The organism is Ruegeria sp. (genome assembly GCF_965243365.1).
GTDB lineage: Bacteria > Pseudomonadota > Alphaproteobacteria > Rhodobacterales > Rhodobacteraceae > Ruegeria.
This window is the reverse complement of the sequence record NZ_CBDEUW010000002.1, coordinates 1855300-1870287: the sequence shown is the minus strand read 5'-3', so window position 1 is coordinate 1870287 and position 14988 is coordinate 1855300. Positions and strand designations below refer to the sequence as shown.

Sequence of the window (14988 nt, the reverse complement as noted above, 5' to 3'; positions counted from 1 at the left end):
CGAACTTAGTTCAAATGGAACGCGGTCGGGTAAATGTGGTGCAGGACAAACAGCCACATGATCAGCGTCCCAACCGCCAGGAATGACGTCGCTGAAACAATATGCGCGGCCAGCTGCGGTTCCTGATCATAATGCTTGGCCAAAAGAAAGATGTTCTTTGCCGTCGGCACTGCAGCCGAAATTGTTGCGGCAATCGTCCAAAGCGGATCAAGCCCGATCAGATGCGCTGCAACCAGAACAAGCCCCGGGGCAACAATCAGCTTAACGACGGTCAGCAACAGGATCACCGGCCCGGTTTGAACGATTGTCCGCACGCTTGTTGTGAACCCGATCGCAAACAATGCAACAGCGGCAAGGGCCTGGCTGAGCAATTCCAGATAGTCTGAAACGGACTCCGAAAATCCTATGCCCGTAAAGGAATAAGCGACGCCCAGCACGGTTGCGGCAATTATGGGGTTCTTGAGAACATTCAGCAGGATCTTGTAGGTCGGTGTTTTCTCTTTGGCCTGATGCCCCGCCAGGCTTTCAAGCACTGTGGTCATCACCAGCAGCAGTATGGCGACAACCAGATTCGCCAGAACGGCGGGAAGCGCCCCCTTGGACCCAAAGATCGCGTGAAGGATAGGTAGGGCCACCAACGCCGTGTTTGAGGCGACGCCCGCAAAGGCCGCGACAGTCGCCGCCCCCGCCTGGAAGTGCACGATGCCCCGCATAAAAAAGAACAGGGCGACGAACAGAACCAGCAACGTGCCGCCATAAGAAATGTAGAACCCGTAGTTGAGGAGATTTTCAAACTCCTCCTGCCCGATCAGATAGAACATGATTGCGGGGATCAGGACATAGACGGCAAACTGTACCAGCGCGTCAGCGGTATCCTCGGCCAGCAGTTTGGTCCAGGAAAACACATATCCCGTCAGGATGACCGCAAAAACCGGGGCAATAAGGTTGATCAGCTCCATGGCTCTCTCGTGCAAATTCGATCAAAATCGTAGTCTGTTGCGCCCCAGCCTAGGGCATATCACTCAGAATTTGCAGGATTTTTTTATTGTCCCCGATGTCAGGACGCATTCAGGGCTCAGAACTTTTTCTTTTGTGTCGCTTGTCTTCCACCGGAACGCTCGCCGGATCCACGTCCCGTACCAGTCGATCTTCACCCGAAAGACACACAAACCGTTGCCCCCGCATACGACCGATCAGGGTCAGGCCGACCTCGCGCGCGATCTCGACCCCCCAGGCAGTAAAGCCGGATCGGGAGGCCAGAACCGGAATGCCCATCATCGCGGTCTTGATCACCATTTCCGAGGTCAGGCGACCCGTGGTGTAAAGAATCTTGTCCTCTGCTGTCGCGCGCTCGGACAACATCCAACCGGCGATTTTGTCGACAGCATTGTGGCGCCCGACATCCTCCATATAAACCAGCGGTTGGTTTTCCCGACACAGAACGGTTCCATGGATTGCTCCGGCCTCAAGATAAAGGGACGGGGTGCGATTGATCTTGGCGGCCAGGTCGTACAGCCACGAGGTCCGAACTGAGACTTGCGGCAGGCGGACGTCCTCCAGCCCGTCCATCATGTCTCCAAATACAGTACCCACCGCGCAACCGCTGGTTCGGGTCTTTTTCTTCAGCTTGTCCTCGTACGAGGTTTCGCGCGCCGTGCGGACAACAACAGTTTCCAGATCGTCGTCATAGTCGACCTGCGTGATCTGGTCATCGGGCAGCAGCATCCCCTGATTGCGCAGAAAGCCCAGCGCCAGATATTCAGGGTAGTCGCCAATGGTCATCGCAGTTACGATCTCTTGCGCATTCAGGAAAATCGTCAGGGGGCGTTCCTCGACCACAGAAATCTGGCTGACCGCGCCATTCTGATCCACACCCTGGACCGCGCGGGTCAGGCGCGCTGCCCCGGGGTCCGGCGCAATGATGTAATCCGACAGATCCAGTTCCGTGGCCAATTGAGACCCTTTTCCATACCCGTTACCGTTTCTGGCAACACCATAGAATTTAGCCGCGGCAATCACCACATCCAAGTCGCGCACCCTATCGGGTCAGCACTACAACAGCGTCTGGTTTAGTTGCTTGCAGCGGCTTCCAACTGGTTAAGTTGCGCGTTATTCGCCGCCAACCCCTTTTGCAGATCGGCATCGTCATTCTCGCGGTATTCCGAAGTTACGACACCAGGAATCTGGCCGAACTGGTCGGACAGTTTGACCGGGTAGAACGTCACATCGATCTGTTCGAACCCCGGAACCTGCTGCAATATGCGCGCGGTGGAGTTGGCGCAGTAAGCACCAGCAACCGGGCCTGATTGCTTGGCCAGTTGCAGGGCGATTTCCGCCTGTTGCGGTGTCACTTCTATGGTCTGAATGCGTGCGTAATGGGTTTCACGCGCATGCGAGCTGCGGTAGGCGCGCTCGACCGCTGGGGTGATGCCATAAAGCACGTCATCCCTGATCGGCACGACGTCGGCCCGGAACGAACCCGCAGGGTCAAAGATCACCCGCTCACTGCCGCTGATCATCAGCGAGGTATGCGCACCCGATCCGGTGCGCGTGTTGATCATGGTGTAAAGGGTCAGCGTCGATGGCCCCGGATCACGATAGGACCGGGACACGATCTGGCTCTGATCCGCCTGTGGGCGATTGGATCCGGTGCAACCGGCCACCACTGCTGCCAGAAGGCATGCGATCAGAACTCTGAACACTAGAAACCTCAGGTCCGAATTACGATGCAAAAACCGCCAGGAACAGGCAGAGGAATATGATTGCAACCACGCACCAGGTGGTGAATTTGATGAACCCGTCAAATGTTTTGGTTTGTACGGTAATGTCCATCTCGCCGTGCTTGTGTTCAGCCATGTCTCTCAAGAATCCCAATTCGCGTGTTTGACAGGTTGGATAATCGAAATTTTCACCCCTGTCACGACGTCATTCGCGCGCAGGCAGCGCAAAGACCGAACATCCAGGATAACCGAACCCCCAACGCCACGGCAGGCCGCTGCACGGCCCGCCGCCAAAACGAACCGCCATATACATCGCCTCGCCCGTGATCGAATGCACCGAGCGTATTTGGTCGGGGGTCATGTCATAACGTTCGGCATATTCATCAGCATGGGTCTGCCCATGCTCTTTCACGCAGGCCCGCAAAGCGTCATCCGCTGACAGGCGGGCGTCGAAACTGGCTGAGGCTTGCCGAGCCCCACCCGCGTTGTGATAGGCGCGATCATGGATGACACAGCAATGTTCCCACGGAGGGTGTTCTTCATATAGTGCGCTAAACTTGGGGAAGGTATCTGCCACCAGCCGCCAACTGGAAGACAACCCGCCCGAGCATCCATCGGTTTCAAATGGGGTCGGCATGGCGTCGCCCCGGCTTTCCATCAACGCGCGGTGCGCAGGCATTTCAACGCTACGCATCAAATCCTGCGCGTGGGCTGCCGTGCTGACCGCGACCAGCGCGGCCGCTAGCTTAGGGGCTTTCATCGCGCATATCCGAGGTGTCGACCGACATCCCGAATGTGGTTGCCAGCCATAGCAGCAGCCGCTCGCCCGGGCCCATTTCGGCCCGCACGCGCAGAACCTCGCGCGCCATGGCCGGGCGGTCGGTGATCAACCCGTCTACACCCATCGACGCCATGGCAGACATTTGCAGCGGATCGTTTACTGTCCAGACATATATGTCCTTACCTGCTTCATGAATCCGGCGGACCAGACCGGGTGTCGCCAGATTGGAATTTACAGCAAGAAAATCCCCCTCCAGCCCCGTTAGATCGCCCACTGCCGTCGCCGCCAGAACGCCTGCGCGCCAATCGGGCCGCAGGGCTTTCATCTTCTGCACTGCCGGGTATTTCAACGACATGGTGGCGATGTCGTCTTCCATCTCCATCCCTTCGACGATGGCAGCAACGCGATTTTCAAGATCGACGTCGTGGCCGTAGTATTTCAGCTCGATGATGACTTTGGATTTGCCTTTGGCCGCCTCCAGAACCTCTTGCAGTGTCGGTGTCCGTTCCGAGGCATATTCCGGGCCGAACCAACTACCGATGTCGATTTCGGCCACATCCTCCATCGTCGCGTCCCAGACTTTTAGGGGAACGCCTGCCAGTTTCATGAAGTCACTGTCATGCGCAATGACCACAACTCCATCCGCCGTTTCCTGCACGTCGATTTCAACCCAGTCCGCGCCGTCTTCGATTGCCTTGACGACAGCGGCCATGGTGTTTTCGGGGCGCACAGCAGCTGCGCCCCGATGGCCAATCACCTCGGCGCGGTCCGGGGCCTGAACCCGTTCCAGCAAACCATGCCCGAACCATAAACCAACCAGCACGGCAGTAACGGCTACACCCACCGTCACAAATACAGGTCTGCGCAAATCATTTGGCTCGGGATGAGGCAGCGCGTCAGTCCGCGGTTCAAAGAAGCCGTCCAGCAGAACGGCAAGCGCGCCCAGGGCACATGCTGCCAGAACAAGCCCGGCGAGCGACCAGAGACCCGCCACAATCAGGCTAAGCGTCAAGGCAAAGCGTAGATTAACCCCTTCTTGCAATGGAACCAGCGCGAACATCAGACCAGCGATAAAGGCAATACCCGCCGCGATGGCGACACGCACGGCCAGCCAAAGGACCAGCTCGATCTTGAGACGTCGGCGTTTCCCCTCCATCCGCGCGACACTTTCCGGGAAGGCTTCGGCGGGGCCTATGCCCTCGAACAGCACAAGATGCAGGCCGAGCGCCCAACCGGACAACCTGCGGATCAGGACCCATGCCATCGCCACAACAACCAAACCGATCAGCACCACGGCAACCCAGAACGCGGGCGGGTGGAATGTGAGGTAATAGTTGATGTCATATTCCGTCAGTGTCCACCATGCGATCACCGCGGCAACAGCGACGAACGGAACTGCCAACAGCAACACGCGCAGGACGAGACGCACGGCAAATCCGAACAATGCAGGCAAGCGCGCCAGGATCGCCCCGATTGCAGCAGCCCCCGCACGCCACGGATCGCTTTCCCCCATCCGCAGCGACCCGGCCATGACCGAGAAGACAAGAACTTCGGCCAGTAGAAAAAGACTGAGAACCACAATGCCTGCGATGAACCCGGTCGGGGACAGCAGGAACATGGCAATATCCTGATCCGTCAGAGCCGCCTGGTTCGACAGCGATACGGCCAGATTCGCGACCACAGCCACCACCGGCGCAATCACCGCGACCAGAAGCAGACGTACCGCGATATAAATCGGTACGAACACACGGCGGCGCGCCCACGCGCCCTTGTAGGCGGTTGTAACGGTTGAAAAACTGGACACGTGACACCCCCTGAATGAAAGTTTCATTCAAGGCTGCGAAGACGTGAATTGCAAGTCGCTGTGTTAGCTTTCTTCCAGATCGGCGGCCAGCCGGAAGCCAATGCGGTTGGCCGGTTTATCTTCGACCGATTTGGGCAGCGCCCGCAGCATAACGTTCAATTGACTGACATGCTGCACCAACTGAGTGCGGGCACCGCCGCCATCTGATCCGTAGAACGTGATGACATCGGGATCGAAATACCCCATGCCTTCAATCCGCATCACGCCCGCATCGCCGCCGGTAAAACCCATGGCGACTTCATGATTGCTATCCAGCGTTTTTTCGAAGTTCTGGATATACATGATCAGCCGCTCATAAGCCCATTGGGCGGGGCTTTTGGTCTCAACCGGCTTTTGCAGCGGCTCAGGCAGTTGCTTGTTCCCCGAGTCTGCTTCGGAATTTGCGTGAACCTCGTAACAGCGCGGCAAGGCTGCGGCTTCGGCGGCTTCTGCCGATGTTTCGATCTGATCCTGCATGTCGCTACCCTTTGCGCTGATATTCCCATGCCCCATCCGCGCGGCGCGTCCGGGTCACAGCATCAATGTGGTAGAGATGGTTCAGGTGTGCAACCGCCTCGACCAACGCAAGGCCGTATTCACCGCCTTTGATCGGACGTTTGAACAGCGGAGCAAAGCAATCGGCGGCAGTTTTGGGCTGGTCCAGATCGTTCAACAAACGATCCAGAGCGCCGTGGTGGTTTTCGATCAACTGGCGCATCCGCACGGGCAAACCGGTAAACGGCAACTTGTGCCCACCCAGAACCAGATGATCAGGCCGCGCAAATTGCTGTAACCGTTCGCAAGATTCCAGCCAATCAGCCACCGGATCGGCCATGGGCTCGGTCGCGTAGACGCCCAGATTGGAACTGATCGAACTGAGGATCTGATCACCGGTCAGCACCAGATTGTCATCGCGGCTCCAGAACGTTGCATGTTCCGGCGCGTGGCCATTGCCGATATGCACATCCCAGTCGCGCCCGCCCATACGAACCACGTCACCCTGTTTGACCCGGGTAAAGCCCAAAGGCATCGGATAGACCATATCGGCAAAATTGAAGGGGCGCTCGGCCATACGTTCGGCCAATACTTCCTTGTCCATCCCGGCGCTGCGGTAGTAGTTCAATGTCTCCTGCGGCCAGTTTTCCTGCACATCCAGGGTCAGCATACGGGCAAACAGCCACGCAGTGCGGGTCATCATCAGGTCGGCCCCATGTTCAGACTGAAACCACCCTGCATTGCCCACGTGATCGGGGTGATGATGAGTCACCACAACCCGGTTGACCGGCTTTCCGGCCAGGGGACCCGCCATAACGGCCTCCCAGATCGCGCGCGATTTCTTTGACGATACGCCGGTATCGATGACCGTCCAGCCATCGCCGTCATCCAGTGCATAGACATTCACATGATCCAGCGCCATTGGCAGCGGCATGCGAATCCAAAGCACACCCTCGGCCACCTCAACCCAGTCGCCCGGTGCCGGAGGTTCAGCCCAAGGATAGTGAATCGTCTTTCCCATATCGCCGTCCATCAGACCGCCATCTCCTCAATACTAAGCGCAAAGAGGTCGTTAACCTCTTTCTGCGCTTGCGCCAACAGGCTGGCATGTTCAGGCAGCAACGCATTGATATAGTATCTTGCCAGCTTTGCCCGCGGACCATCAGGATCGGCCAGCGCTGCAGACAGGTGATAGTGCCCCCCCAGAACACGCGCAAACGCGTTCAGATATGCTGTGGCACCGGCAAAACGGGTGTTCATGTCCCCTTGCGCAACCAGCCATTCGGTTGTTTCGCGCAACGATTCCGTAGCCTCCCAGACGGGGCCGGCCAGCTCAGGCAGGGTCGCGCGGGCCTGTTCTGCCTGACCCTCGATCTCGTCCAGCAGGCGCGAGGCCGCCTCACCACCATCCATCATCTTGCGGCCGACAAGGTCCATCGCCTGAATGCCGTTGGTGCCTTCGTAAATCGCAGTCACCCGAACGTCGCGGTAATACTGGGCGGCACCGGTTTCCTCGATAAATCCCATACCGCCATGCACCTGCACACCGGTTTCCGCGACCCGCATTCCGGTCTGCGTTCCAAAAGCTTTGCCAATCGGTGTCAGCAGGGCCGCCCGTGCCGCCCAATCTGCATCACCTGTGGCTTGCGCCATGTCGATGGCCGCCGCGTTGGCCAGCAATATCGCCCGCGCGGCAAAGGTATCCGCGCGCATATCCATCAGCATCCGGCGCACATCCGCATGATCGATGATTGTACCTGACGGTGTTTTGCCCTGCTTACGCTCCAGGGCGTAAGCCAATGCATGCTGATAGGCCCCTTCGGCAACGCCGACACCCTGGCCGCCAACGCCCAAACGCGCGTTGTTCATCATGGTGAACATGGCCGCCATGCCGCCATGTTCGCGGCCAACAAGCCATCCCTTGGCCCCATCATACTGCATCACGCAGGTAGGCGAGCCATGCAGGCCCATCTTATGCTCCAGCGAGACGACTTTCAGATCATTTGCCACACCCGGATTGCCGGTCTCATCAGGAATATATTTCGGCACCAGGAACAAAGAGATGCCCTTGGTCCCGGGCATTCCATCCGGCAAACGCGCCAGAACCAGATGGCAGACATTTTCCGTAAAGTCGTTATCGCCCCAGGAAATGTAAATCTTCTGGCCGGTAACCGCATAGGTCCCGTCGCCATTCGGCTCGGCCTTTGATGTCAACGCCCCTACATCCGACCCGGCCTGAGGTTCAGTCAGGTTCATCGTCCCTGACCATTCGCCCGACATGAGTTTGGGCAGATACAACTCTTTCAAGCCATCGCTGGCATGATGCTCCAACGCTTCAATCTGGCCCTGCGACATCAACGGGGCCAGTTGCAGCGACAGGCAGGCGGCGCTCATCATCTCGTTGACGGCTGAGGTCACGGTCATCGGCAGACCCATGCCGCCATAGTCCGGATCGCCGCTCATCCCGATCCAGCCGCCTTCGGAGATGGCTTTCCACCCCTCGGCAAAACCCGGTGCCGTGCGCAAGACGCCGTTCTCAAGCCTGGGATGTTCCAGATCACCGGGGCGTTGCAGCGGGGCCATCACCTCTTCGCACATCTTGCCCGCTTCGGTCAGAATTGCGCTGACCACATCGGCGCTGGCCTCTGCAAATGTCTCGGTCGCTGCGATCTGGTCAAAGCCGACCACGTGGTCCAGCAGGAACTGATAATCTGAGAGTGGGGCGCGATACGGCATGGCTTCCCTCGAACTTGCATGGCGGATACCGCGCGCGGGCTTGGCAACGGCAGGCCGCACCGGTATTCATCTGGGCTGGAACGATTACCTACCCATCCTCCTGTTGCAAGCAACCAAAACGCGGCGTCACGATCATGATCCCTTTCCGCACCAAATATCTGTCCGCCGATCCCGCTGGGCTGGCGCAAGCCGCCGATCTGTTGCGGCAGGGTCAGCTTGTCGCCTTCCCGACTGAGACGGTCTATGGCCTGGGTGGAGATGCTCTGAATGGCGAGGCCGTGGCGGCCATCTACGCGGCCAAGGGGCGGCCCAGTTTCAATCCGTTGATTGCTCATGTTGCCAGTGTCGAGGCCGCGCATAGGTTTGTCCAATGGTCAAATCAGGCCGAGCGTCTGGCTACCGCCTTCTGGCCCGGTCCGCTGACGCTGGTGTTGCCGCTGCGCGAGGGGCATGGCGTGTCATCTTTGGTCACCGCCGGTTTGGATACGCTGGCTGTGCGGGTACCAGCGCATCCGACAGCGCGCGCGCTGCTTCAGGCTGTTGACGGCCCGGTCGCCGCCCCTTCGGCCAACCCGTCAGGCCGGATCAGTCCAACCACGGCCGAGCATGTACGCGCTGGTCTGGACGGGCGCATTGCGGCGGTTGTGGATGACGGCCCCTGCGGTGTTGGTCTGGAATCCACCATCGTTGGATTGGCCGGAGAGCCCACATTGCTACGCCCCGGAGGCGTCGCGCTGGATCAGATCGAAGAGGTTCTGGGGGCACAGCTGCACATCCACCAGTCCGGCGACCTGCTGACGGCGCCCGGGCAGTTGCAGTCGCATTACGCGCCCGACGCTCCGGTCCGCCTGAACGCCCTGGCGCGGCAGGCTGACGAAATCCTTCTGGGCTTTGGCCCGGTCGATTGTGACGTCAATCTTTCGGCGGATGGCGACCTGCCCGAGGCCGCCGCCAACCTGTTTGCAACGCTGCACGATCTGGATAAATCTGGCCGCCCCATCGCCGTGACGCCCATCCCTGACGAAGGTCTGGGTGCGGCCATCAATGACCGTCTGCGCCGCGCCGCCGCGCCGCGCGGTTAGGCCCGGCCTGCGCTGGCTGACAGGGTCAGCGGATCGACGCCAAGGGTGGCCAACGCGGCCTCCCATTTCTCATCATCCGGCAGATCGTGGACCAGTTTTGGGCTGGCATCGGTGGTCAGCCAGCCATTCATGGCGATCTCATCCTCAAGCTGGCCCGGCCCCCAGCCGGAATAGCCCAACGTAACCATGGAATTCAGCGGCCCGCGACCCGAGGCCAAATCTTCCAGAACGTCCATCGTCGCGGTCATGCTGAAATCATCGTCGATCTGCATCGAATGCAGGTTGGCCTCATAATCCGCAGAATGCAGGACGAACCCGCGCGACATCTCAACCGGGCCACCAAAGTGCACAAGACGTTCTCCGACAACCGGAATGCGGCAGGCAATGTTGAGCTGTTCCAACAGGACTTTGATCCGCAGATCCGAGGGTTTGTTGACGATCAGCCCCATCGCGCCGTCCTCGGCGTGGCTGCACATGTAGACGACCGAGTGTTCAAAACGCGGATCGCCCATGCCGGGCATCGCAATCAACAGTTTTCCGGTAAGGTCCATCAAGCGACTCTTGGTTCTGCTACCCAACAACAATGGCCCCGCACAGCAGGGATTGGCAAGGGATCAAGGGGGATTCTGCCGCATTTCTGCCCGGTGACCGGAACGTGACTTGGCAATCTGCCCCGTAAAGCGCATCTATAGGACATGATGACGTTCTGGAAACCCGCCCTGGCTGCTGTAATTGCAGGGTTCAGCCTGACCGCCCCCGCATTTGGGCAAGGCGTGGACGGACTTGTGCAGCTTGACGTTCTGGATGGCGGTAAAACGGCCAGCGGCACCTATCAGGGGGCGCTGCGGCTGACCCTCAAAGACGGCTGGAAAACCTACTGGCGCGCGCCGGGTGATGCGGGCATTCCCCCGCAGTTCGACTGGAGCCGATCCGGCAATGTTGGCGATGTCAAAATCATATGGCCAGCGCCAAGCGTATTTGATCAAAACGGGCTGCAATCCATCGGGTATGAAGACCATTTGGTTCTGCCGGTCGAGATCACGCCCAAGAACCCCGCGAAACCGGTGCGCCTGCGCGGCGAGATGGATCTGGGCGTCTGCAAAGATGTCTGCGTACCCGGTCGGCTGGATTTCGATCACACGCTGGATTCCGAGGCGGGCCGCAATCCGGTCATTGCCGCCGCGCTTGCGCAGCGCCCGTTTTCGGCCCAAGAGGCCGGGGTCATCGAAACCGAGTGCCATTTGAGCCCGACGCAGGACGGTATTCAGATCGAGGCCCATATCACCATGCCCTCTGCCGGTGGCCCCGAAATCGCTGTGATCGAGCCGGGCAACCCGACGCTCTGGGCCTCGCAATCACCAACCGAACGGCGTGGCGGCACACTGATTGCACGGTCTGAGATTATTAATGCAGCGGGTGCACCCTTTGCCCTGGATCGATCCGAGATCCGTGTCACTGTTCTGGGGGCAAATCACGCCGTGGATATTCTTGGATGCAGCGCAGGCTGATCTGATGGGCCAAACCCCAAAGATCGGTGCCCTTGCCGTTGTGATGCATCAAAGGCAGGTGCTGCTGGTTCAACGCAGCAAACAACCCGATGAAGGCCTGTGGGGGTTCCCCGGCGGTCACGTTGAATGGGGTGAAACCGTTTTTCAGGCCGCAGCCCGGGAGTTGCTTGAAGAGACTGGCATTTCAGCCCAACCACAGGCGTTTCTGGACAACCTCGACCTGTTGCTGCGCGACAACTTGGGTGTGGTTCAGGCCCACTATTTACTGGTCGGTGTCGCGTGCGAATACCTGTCCGGCGCACCAGTGGCCGGTGACGATGCGCGCGATGCTCAGTGGTTTCCGGTTCAACAGATATTGGAAGGCGCCGTGCCGATGAGTGCGCGCGTGCCTGACCTTCTCAGAACGGCTCTACTGGCTGATCAAACCTCGGCCCGTCCCGATAGCCGGGCGTAAAGCAGACCTGACAGAACCACGCCGATCAAAAGAATTAGCGCTGCACCGGCTACGAAGATACCGAATCCCATTTGCAAAGCGGCCATTCCATCCTCGCCGGGATAGAATCTTGCCAGCAGCGCCAAAGGGGTGCCCGTCACGGCGGGCCACACCATCGAAACCGCCAGCCACAACGCCAAAGCAAATGCTGTGGCATTCACCGCCCCGCGCACAACCCGATCCGGGGCCCTGAGGGCCCGGCGCATGGCGGTCATGGGGCGCGAAACATCATTCAGAATGGCCAACAAGGCCGGAACCAGCAGCAAGACCAGCAGCATGCCAAAGCCCAATCCGTAGACCAGCGTAATCACAGTCGGCTTGAGGAACTGCGCCTGTTGCGAGCTTTCGTACATCAGCGGCGTCAGACCCAGGACCGTGGTCAAAGTGGTCAACATGACGGGTCGCAATCGATCCGCCGTGCCTTCAATGATCGAAGGCACCAGCCCGCGGTCCTGCTGATAGCTGTCAATTGTCGTCACCAGCACAATCGAGTCGTTGATGATGATCCCCGTCATGCCCAGCAGACCCACCACGGTAAACATGCTCAGCGGCACACCCCACAGGTAATGCCCCCAAATCGCACCAACCAGACCAAAGGGAATGATTGCCATCACAACCAAAGGCCGCGTCCAGCTCGCAAAGACCCAGGCCAGCACCAGGTAGATTCCGGTCAGGCACAGGATCAATCCTGTGCGCGCCTCGGCCAGGAATTCATCCTCCTGTTCGCTGAGGCCCGCCAGATACCATTCAACCTGACGCTCGGCCGCGATGTCGGGCAGAATATCCTCGCGCAGGGCCCGTTCGATTTCTGCGGCCTGCGCCGGGTCGTCCTCGGATATATCCCCATTCACGGTAATCACCCGCAACCCGTTTTCACGGCGAATAGTCGAGAACCCCGATTTCCGCTCGACCGAGACGATATCGGCCAGCGGCACATAAACTCCATCCGGTGATCGCATCAGGGTGCGTTCCAGGAAATCCGCCGTCAGTTCGTTCTCGGGCAGTTCCACCCGTATCTCGGTACTGCGCGGTCCATCGGGGAAGGTCGCAGCCTCAATCCCGTTGAGCCGATCGCGCAATACGCGACCCAGAGTTTCAATCCGGAAGCCCAACGCCTCGCCCTGCGCCGTCAGGTCCAGAATGAACTCTTCCTTGTCATAGGCCAGATCGTCCTCCAGCGCGGATACCTCGGGATATTTGGACAAAGCCGTCTGCAAATCCTCGGACGCGGATTTCAACGTACTCGCGTCCGCGCCATAGAACTGCACCTCAATCGCATCGCCACCCGGACCCGAGCGCCAGCCCCGGAAGCTGAGCAGTTCCACCTTGGGGTGGCGCGGCACAAAATCCTGCAACTCGCCCACAAACTCAAAACTGGAGTAAGGTCGCAGGTCGGCGTCGATCAACTCAATCGAGACACCGCCCAGCAGGTCTGAATCCTTGCCCTCGGCAGCAGCCAGACCCCATCCGGCGGACCCGCCGACCTCGGCCAGAACGTAGTCAATCGGGTTGCGGCCGTGACGCTCCTCGTAAATTTCGCCCAGCTCCTCGGCCGCCTGCTGAACCATACGCATCATTTCCAGCGTATCCGACCGGGTTGCGCCCTCGACCATGATGAAATTACCGGTGACCGAGCCGCGTTCGGGCGCATTGAAGAACCGCCAGTTCACATCACCCCGGATGAACAGGGCAATCTGGCTGGCCAATATCACCACCATCAGCGCAACGACCACATAGCGCGCCCAAACGGCCCAGGCGACCAAGGGGCGGAACAGGCGGTCACGCACCCAGCGAAAGCCCCGGTTCACCACCCGGTTGGGCAGGTCGTACCAATGTTCCTTGGCGGAATGTGCAATGGCATGGGCCATGTGGTTGGGAAGGATCAGAAAGCACTCGACCAGCGAGGCGATCAGAACGGCGATCACCGTGAAAGGGATATCCCGGATCAATTCACCAAACCGCCCACCGATGAGAGTGAGACCGAAGAATGCAATCACGGTGGTCATCGAGGCGGCGAATACCGGCATCGCCATCCGCCGTGCCGCACGTTCGGCGGCGACCATGGGCGCCTCACCCAGACGACGAGCGCGGAAATCGGCGTGCTCGCCCACAACAATGGCGTCATCCACGACGATGCCCAGGGTGATGATCAGGCCAAACAACGACACCATGTTGATCGACAACCCACCCAAATACATCAGCGCAATCGCAGCCGACATGGCCACTGGTATACCGGCAGCCACCCAAAAGGCGATCCGGGCATTGAGGAACAGAAACAGCAGGCAGACCACCAGCCCAAGCCCGACCAACCCGTTGTCGACCAGAATATCCAAACGGTCGGTAATGGCCTGAGCGCGTGTGCGGATCAGCTCAATCGTGATGCCTTCGGGCAGGCTGGCCTGCATCTCCAGCACCACATCTTCGACGGTTCGCTGAATTTCGATTGCGTCGCCCAGATTGGACCGGTCCACCCGAACGGACATCGCCGGATTGTCGCCGACATAGTAGCTTCGATCCCGATTGACCCCTTCGACCCGTATCTGTGCGACATCACCAATGACAAGTTTCGAGCCATCCGCAAAGGTGCGCAGCGCGATCCCTTCGATCTGTTCCGGGCTACGCTTTTCCGCACCGGTCCGAATGCGGGCATTGGCACCGGTCACATCCCCGGCGGGGCTTGCCGTTACCTCGGCAGCAATGGCCGAGGATATCTCGGACATCGTGATATCATTTGCGATCAATTGCGCCGTGGGCACCTCGACAACGATGCGTGGCGCTGCAAGACCCCGGATCGTGGTGCGCGTCACACCAACTGTGAACAGGCGGCTGATCAACTCGTCGGTGAATTTCGCCAGTTGCTCTGATTCAATCGGCCCCGTGATCACCACATCGGTCACACGATCCCGCCACGCGGCGCGCCGGAACGTGGGTTCCTCGGCATCCACAGGCAGGTTCGTCACGCTGTCGACGGCGGTTCTGACCTCATCAACGGCACGGGACATGTCCCAGTTCGGCTCGAACTCCAGCTCGATAAAGGCAGTGCCTTCCCGGGACCGGGACTCGGTTCGGGTGACCCCCTCGACCGCCAACAATGCTGGTTCCAGCAGTTGGATGATGCCGTTATCCACATCTTCGGGGCCCGCACCGTCCCATTGCACGGTCACGTCGACGCGCTCCAGAATCACATCCGGAAAGAACTGCGCCCGCATGTTGGGGATTGCAGCCGCGCCCAACACCAGCATGACCAGCAGCAACAGGTTCGCAACTGTCCGATGGCGGGTGAAATAGCTTAGGATGCCCCCTGCCGCGCCGGGGATTTCACGCATCATG

At 59.4% G+C, this 14988-nt stretch carries 14 protein-coding genes; 3 read left to right on the top strand and 11 right to left on the bottom strand.

Annotation, left to right across the window (positions count from 1 at the left end; translation table 11 throughout):
* Positions 1-5 precede the first annotated feature (5 nt).
* The 9 genes from ACP0GE_RS12920 to ACP0GE_RS12880 form a co-directional block, all read right to left on the bottom strand.
* Positions 6-959 (bottom strand): AEC family transporter, encoded by a 954-nt coding sequence (locus ACP0GE_RS12920; RefSeq protein WP_424832339.1) that lies wholly within the window; start codon positions 957-959, stop codon positions 6-8.
* 109 nt (positions 960-1068) lie between these two features.
* Positions 1069-1953 carry a formate dehydrogenase accessory sulfurtransferase FdhD gene (locus ACP0GE_RS12915; RefSeq protein WP_424833852.1) on the bottom strand — a complete coding sequence of 295 codons (885 nt, stop codon included), beginning with the start codon at positions 1951-1953 and terminating at the stop codon, positions 1069-1071.
* Between the two features lie 116 nt (positions 1954-2069).
* On the bottom strand, positions 2070-2702 hold the full coding sequence (locus ACP0GE_RS12910; protein WP_424832338.1) for a hypothetical protein: 633 nt from the start codon (positions 2700-2702) through the stop codon (positions 2070-2072).
* Positions 2703-2721: 19 nt separating this feature from the next.
* Positions 2722-2856, bottom strand: a complete 135-nt coding sequence (locus ACP0GE_RS12905; RefSeq protein WP_424832337.1) for an aa3-type cytochrome c oxidase subunit IV — start codon at positions 2854-2856, stop codon at positions 2722-2724.
* 69 nt (positions 2857-2925) lie between these two features.
* Positions 2926-3480 (bottom strand): hypothetical protein, encoded by a 555-nt coding sequence (locus tag ACP0GE_RS12900; RefSeq protein ID WP_424832336.1) that lies wholly within the window; start codon positions 3478-3480, stop codon positions 2926-2928.
* Positions 3467-5305, bottom strand: coding sequence for a glycerophosphodiester phosphodiesterase (locus ACP0GE_RS12895; RefSeq protein WP_424832335.1), 1839 nt, complete (start codon positions 5303-5305; stop codon positions 3467-3469). The genes ACP0GE_RS12900 and ACP0GE_RS12895 overlap by 14 nt, the downstream gene beginning before the upstream one ends.
* Positions 5306-5368: 63 nt before the next feature.
* On the bottom strand, positions 5369-5821 hold the full coding sequence (locus ACP0GE_RS12890) for a DUF6173 family protein (protein WP_424832334.1): 453 nt from the start codon (positions 5819-5821) through the stop codon (positions 5369-5371).
* A 4-nt stretch (positions 5822-5825) separates the two neighbouring features.
* Positions 5826-6860, bottom strand: coding sequence for an MBL fold metallo-hydrolase (locus ACP0GE_RS12885; protein WP_424832333.1), 1035 nt, complete (start codon positions 6858-6860; stop codon positions 5826-5828).
* Between the two features lie 11 nt (positions 6861-6871).
* Positions 6872-8575, bottom strand: coding sequence for an acyl-CoA dehydrogenase (locus ACP0GE_RS12880; protein ID WP_424832332.1), 1704 nt, complete (start codon positions 8573-8575; stop codon positions 6872-6874).
* Between the two features lie 134 nt (positions 8576-8709).
* Between ACP0GE_RS12880 and ACP0GE_RS12875 the strand changes: the two genes are divergently transcribed.
* Positions 8710-9657 (top strand): L-threonylcarbamoyladenylate synthase, encoded by a 948-nt coding sequence (locus ACP0GE_RS12875; RefSeq protein WP_424832331.1) that lies wholly within the window; start codon positions 8710-8712, stop codon positions 9655-9657.
* Here the strand turns inward: ACP0GE_RS12875 and ACP0GE_RS12870 are convergent.
* Positions 9654-10208 carry a YqgE/AlgH family protein gene (locus ACP0GE_RS12870; protein WP_424832330.1) on the bottom strand — a complete coding sequence of 185 codons (555 nt, stop codon included), beginning with the start codon at positions 10206-10208 and terminating at the stop codon, positions 9654-9656. The two genes, ACP0GE_RS12875 and ACP0GE_RS12870, sit on opposite strands and share 4 nt — an antisense overlap.
* Before the next feature lie 147 nt (positions 10209-10355).
* On the opposite strand from ACP0GE_RS12870, the gene ACP0GE_RS12865 reads away from it, so the two are divergent.
* Together ACP0GE_RS12865 and ACP0GE_RS12860 are read left to right on the top strand one after the other, a co-directional pair.
* Complete coding sequence (locus ACP0GE_RS12865; protein WP_424832329.1) at positions 10356-11165, top strand: protein-disulfide reductase DsbD domain-containing protein; 810 nt, start codon at positions 10356-10358, stop codon at positions 11163-11165.
* A 4-nt stretch (positions 11166-11169) separates the two neighbouring features.
* The gene (locus ACP0GE_RS12860) at positions 11170-11619 is read left to right on the top strand and encodes an NUDIX hydrolase (RefSeq protein ID WP_424832328.1); all 450 of its coding nucleotides are present in this window, start codon (positions 11170-11172) and stop codon (positions 11617-11619) included.
* Here the strand turns inward: ACP0GE_RS12860 and ACP0GE_RS12855 are convergent.
* Positions 11586-14987, bottom strand: coding sequence for an efflux RND transporter permease subunit (locus tag ACP0GE_RS12855; protein WP_424832327.1), 3402 nt, complete (start codon positions 14985-14987; stop codon positions 11586-11588). The genes ACP0GE_RS12860 and ACP0GE_RS12855 overlap by 34 nt on opposite strands.
* Position 14988 lies beyond the last annotated feature (1 nt).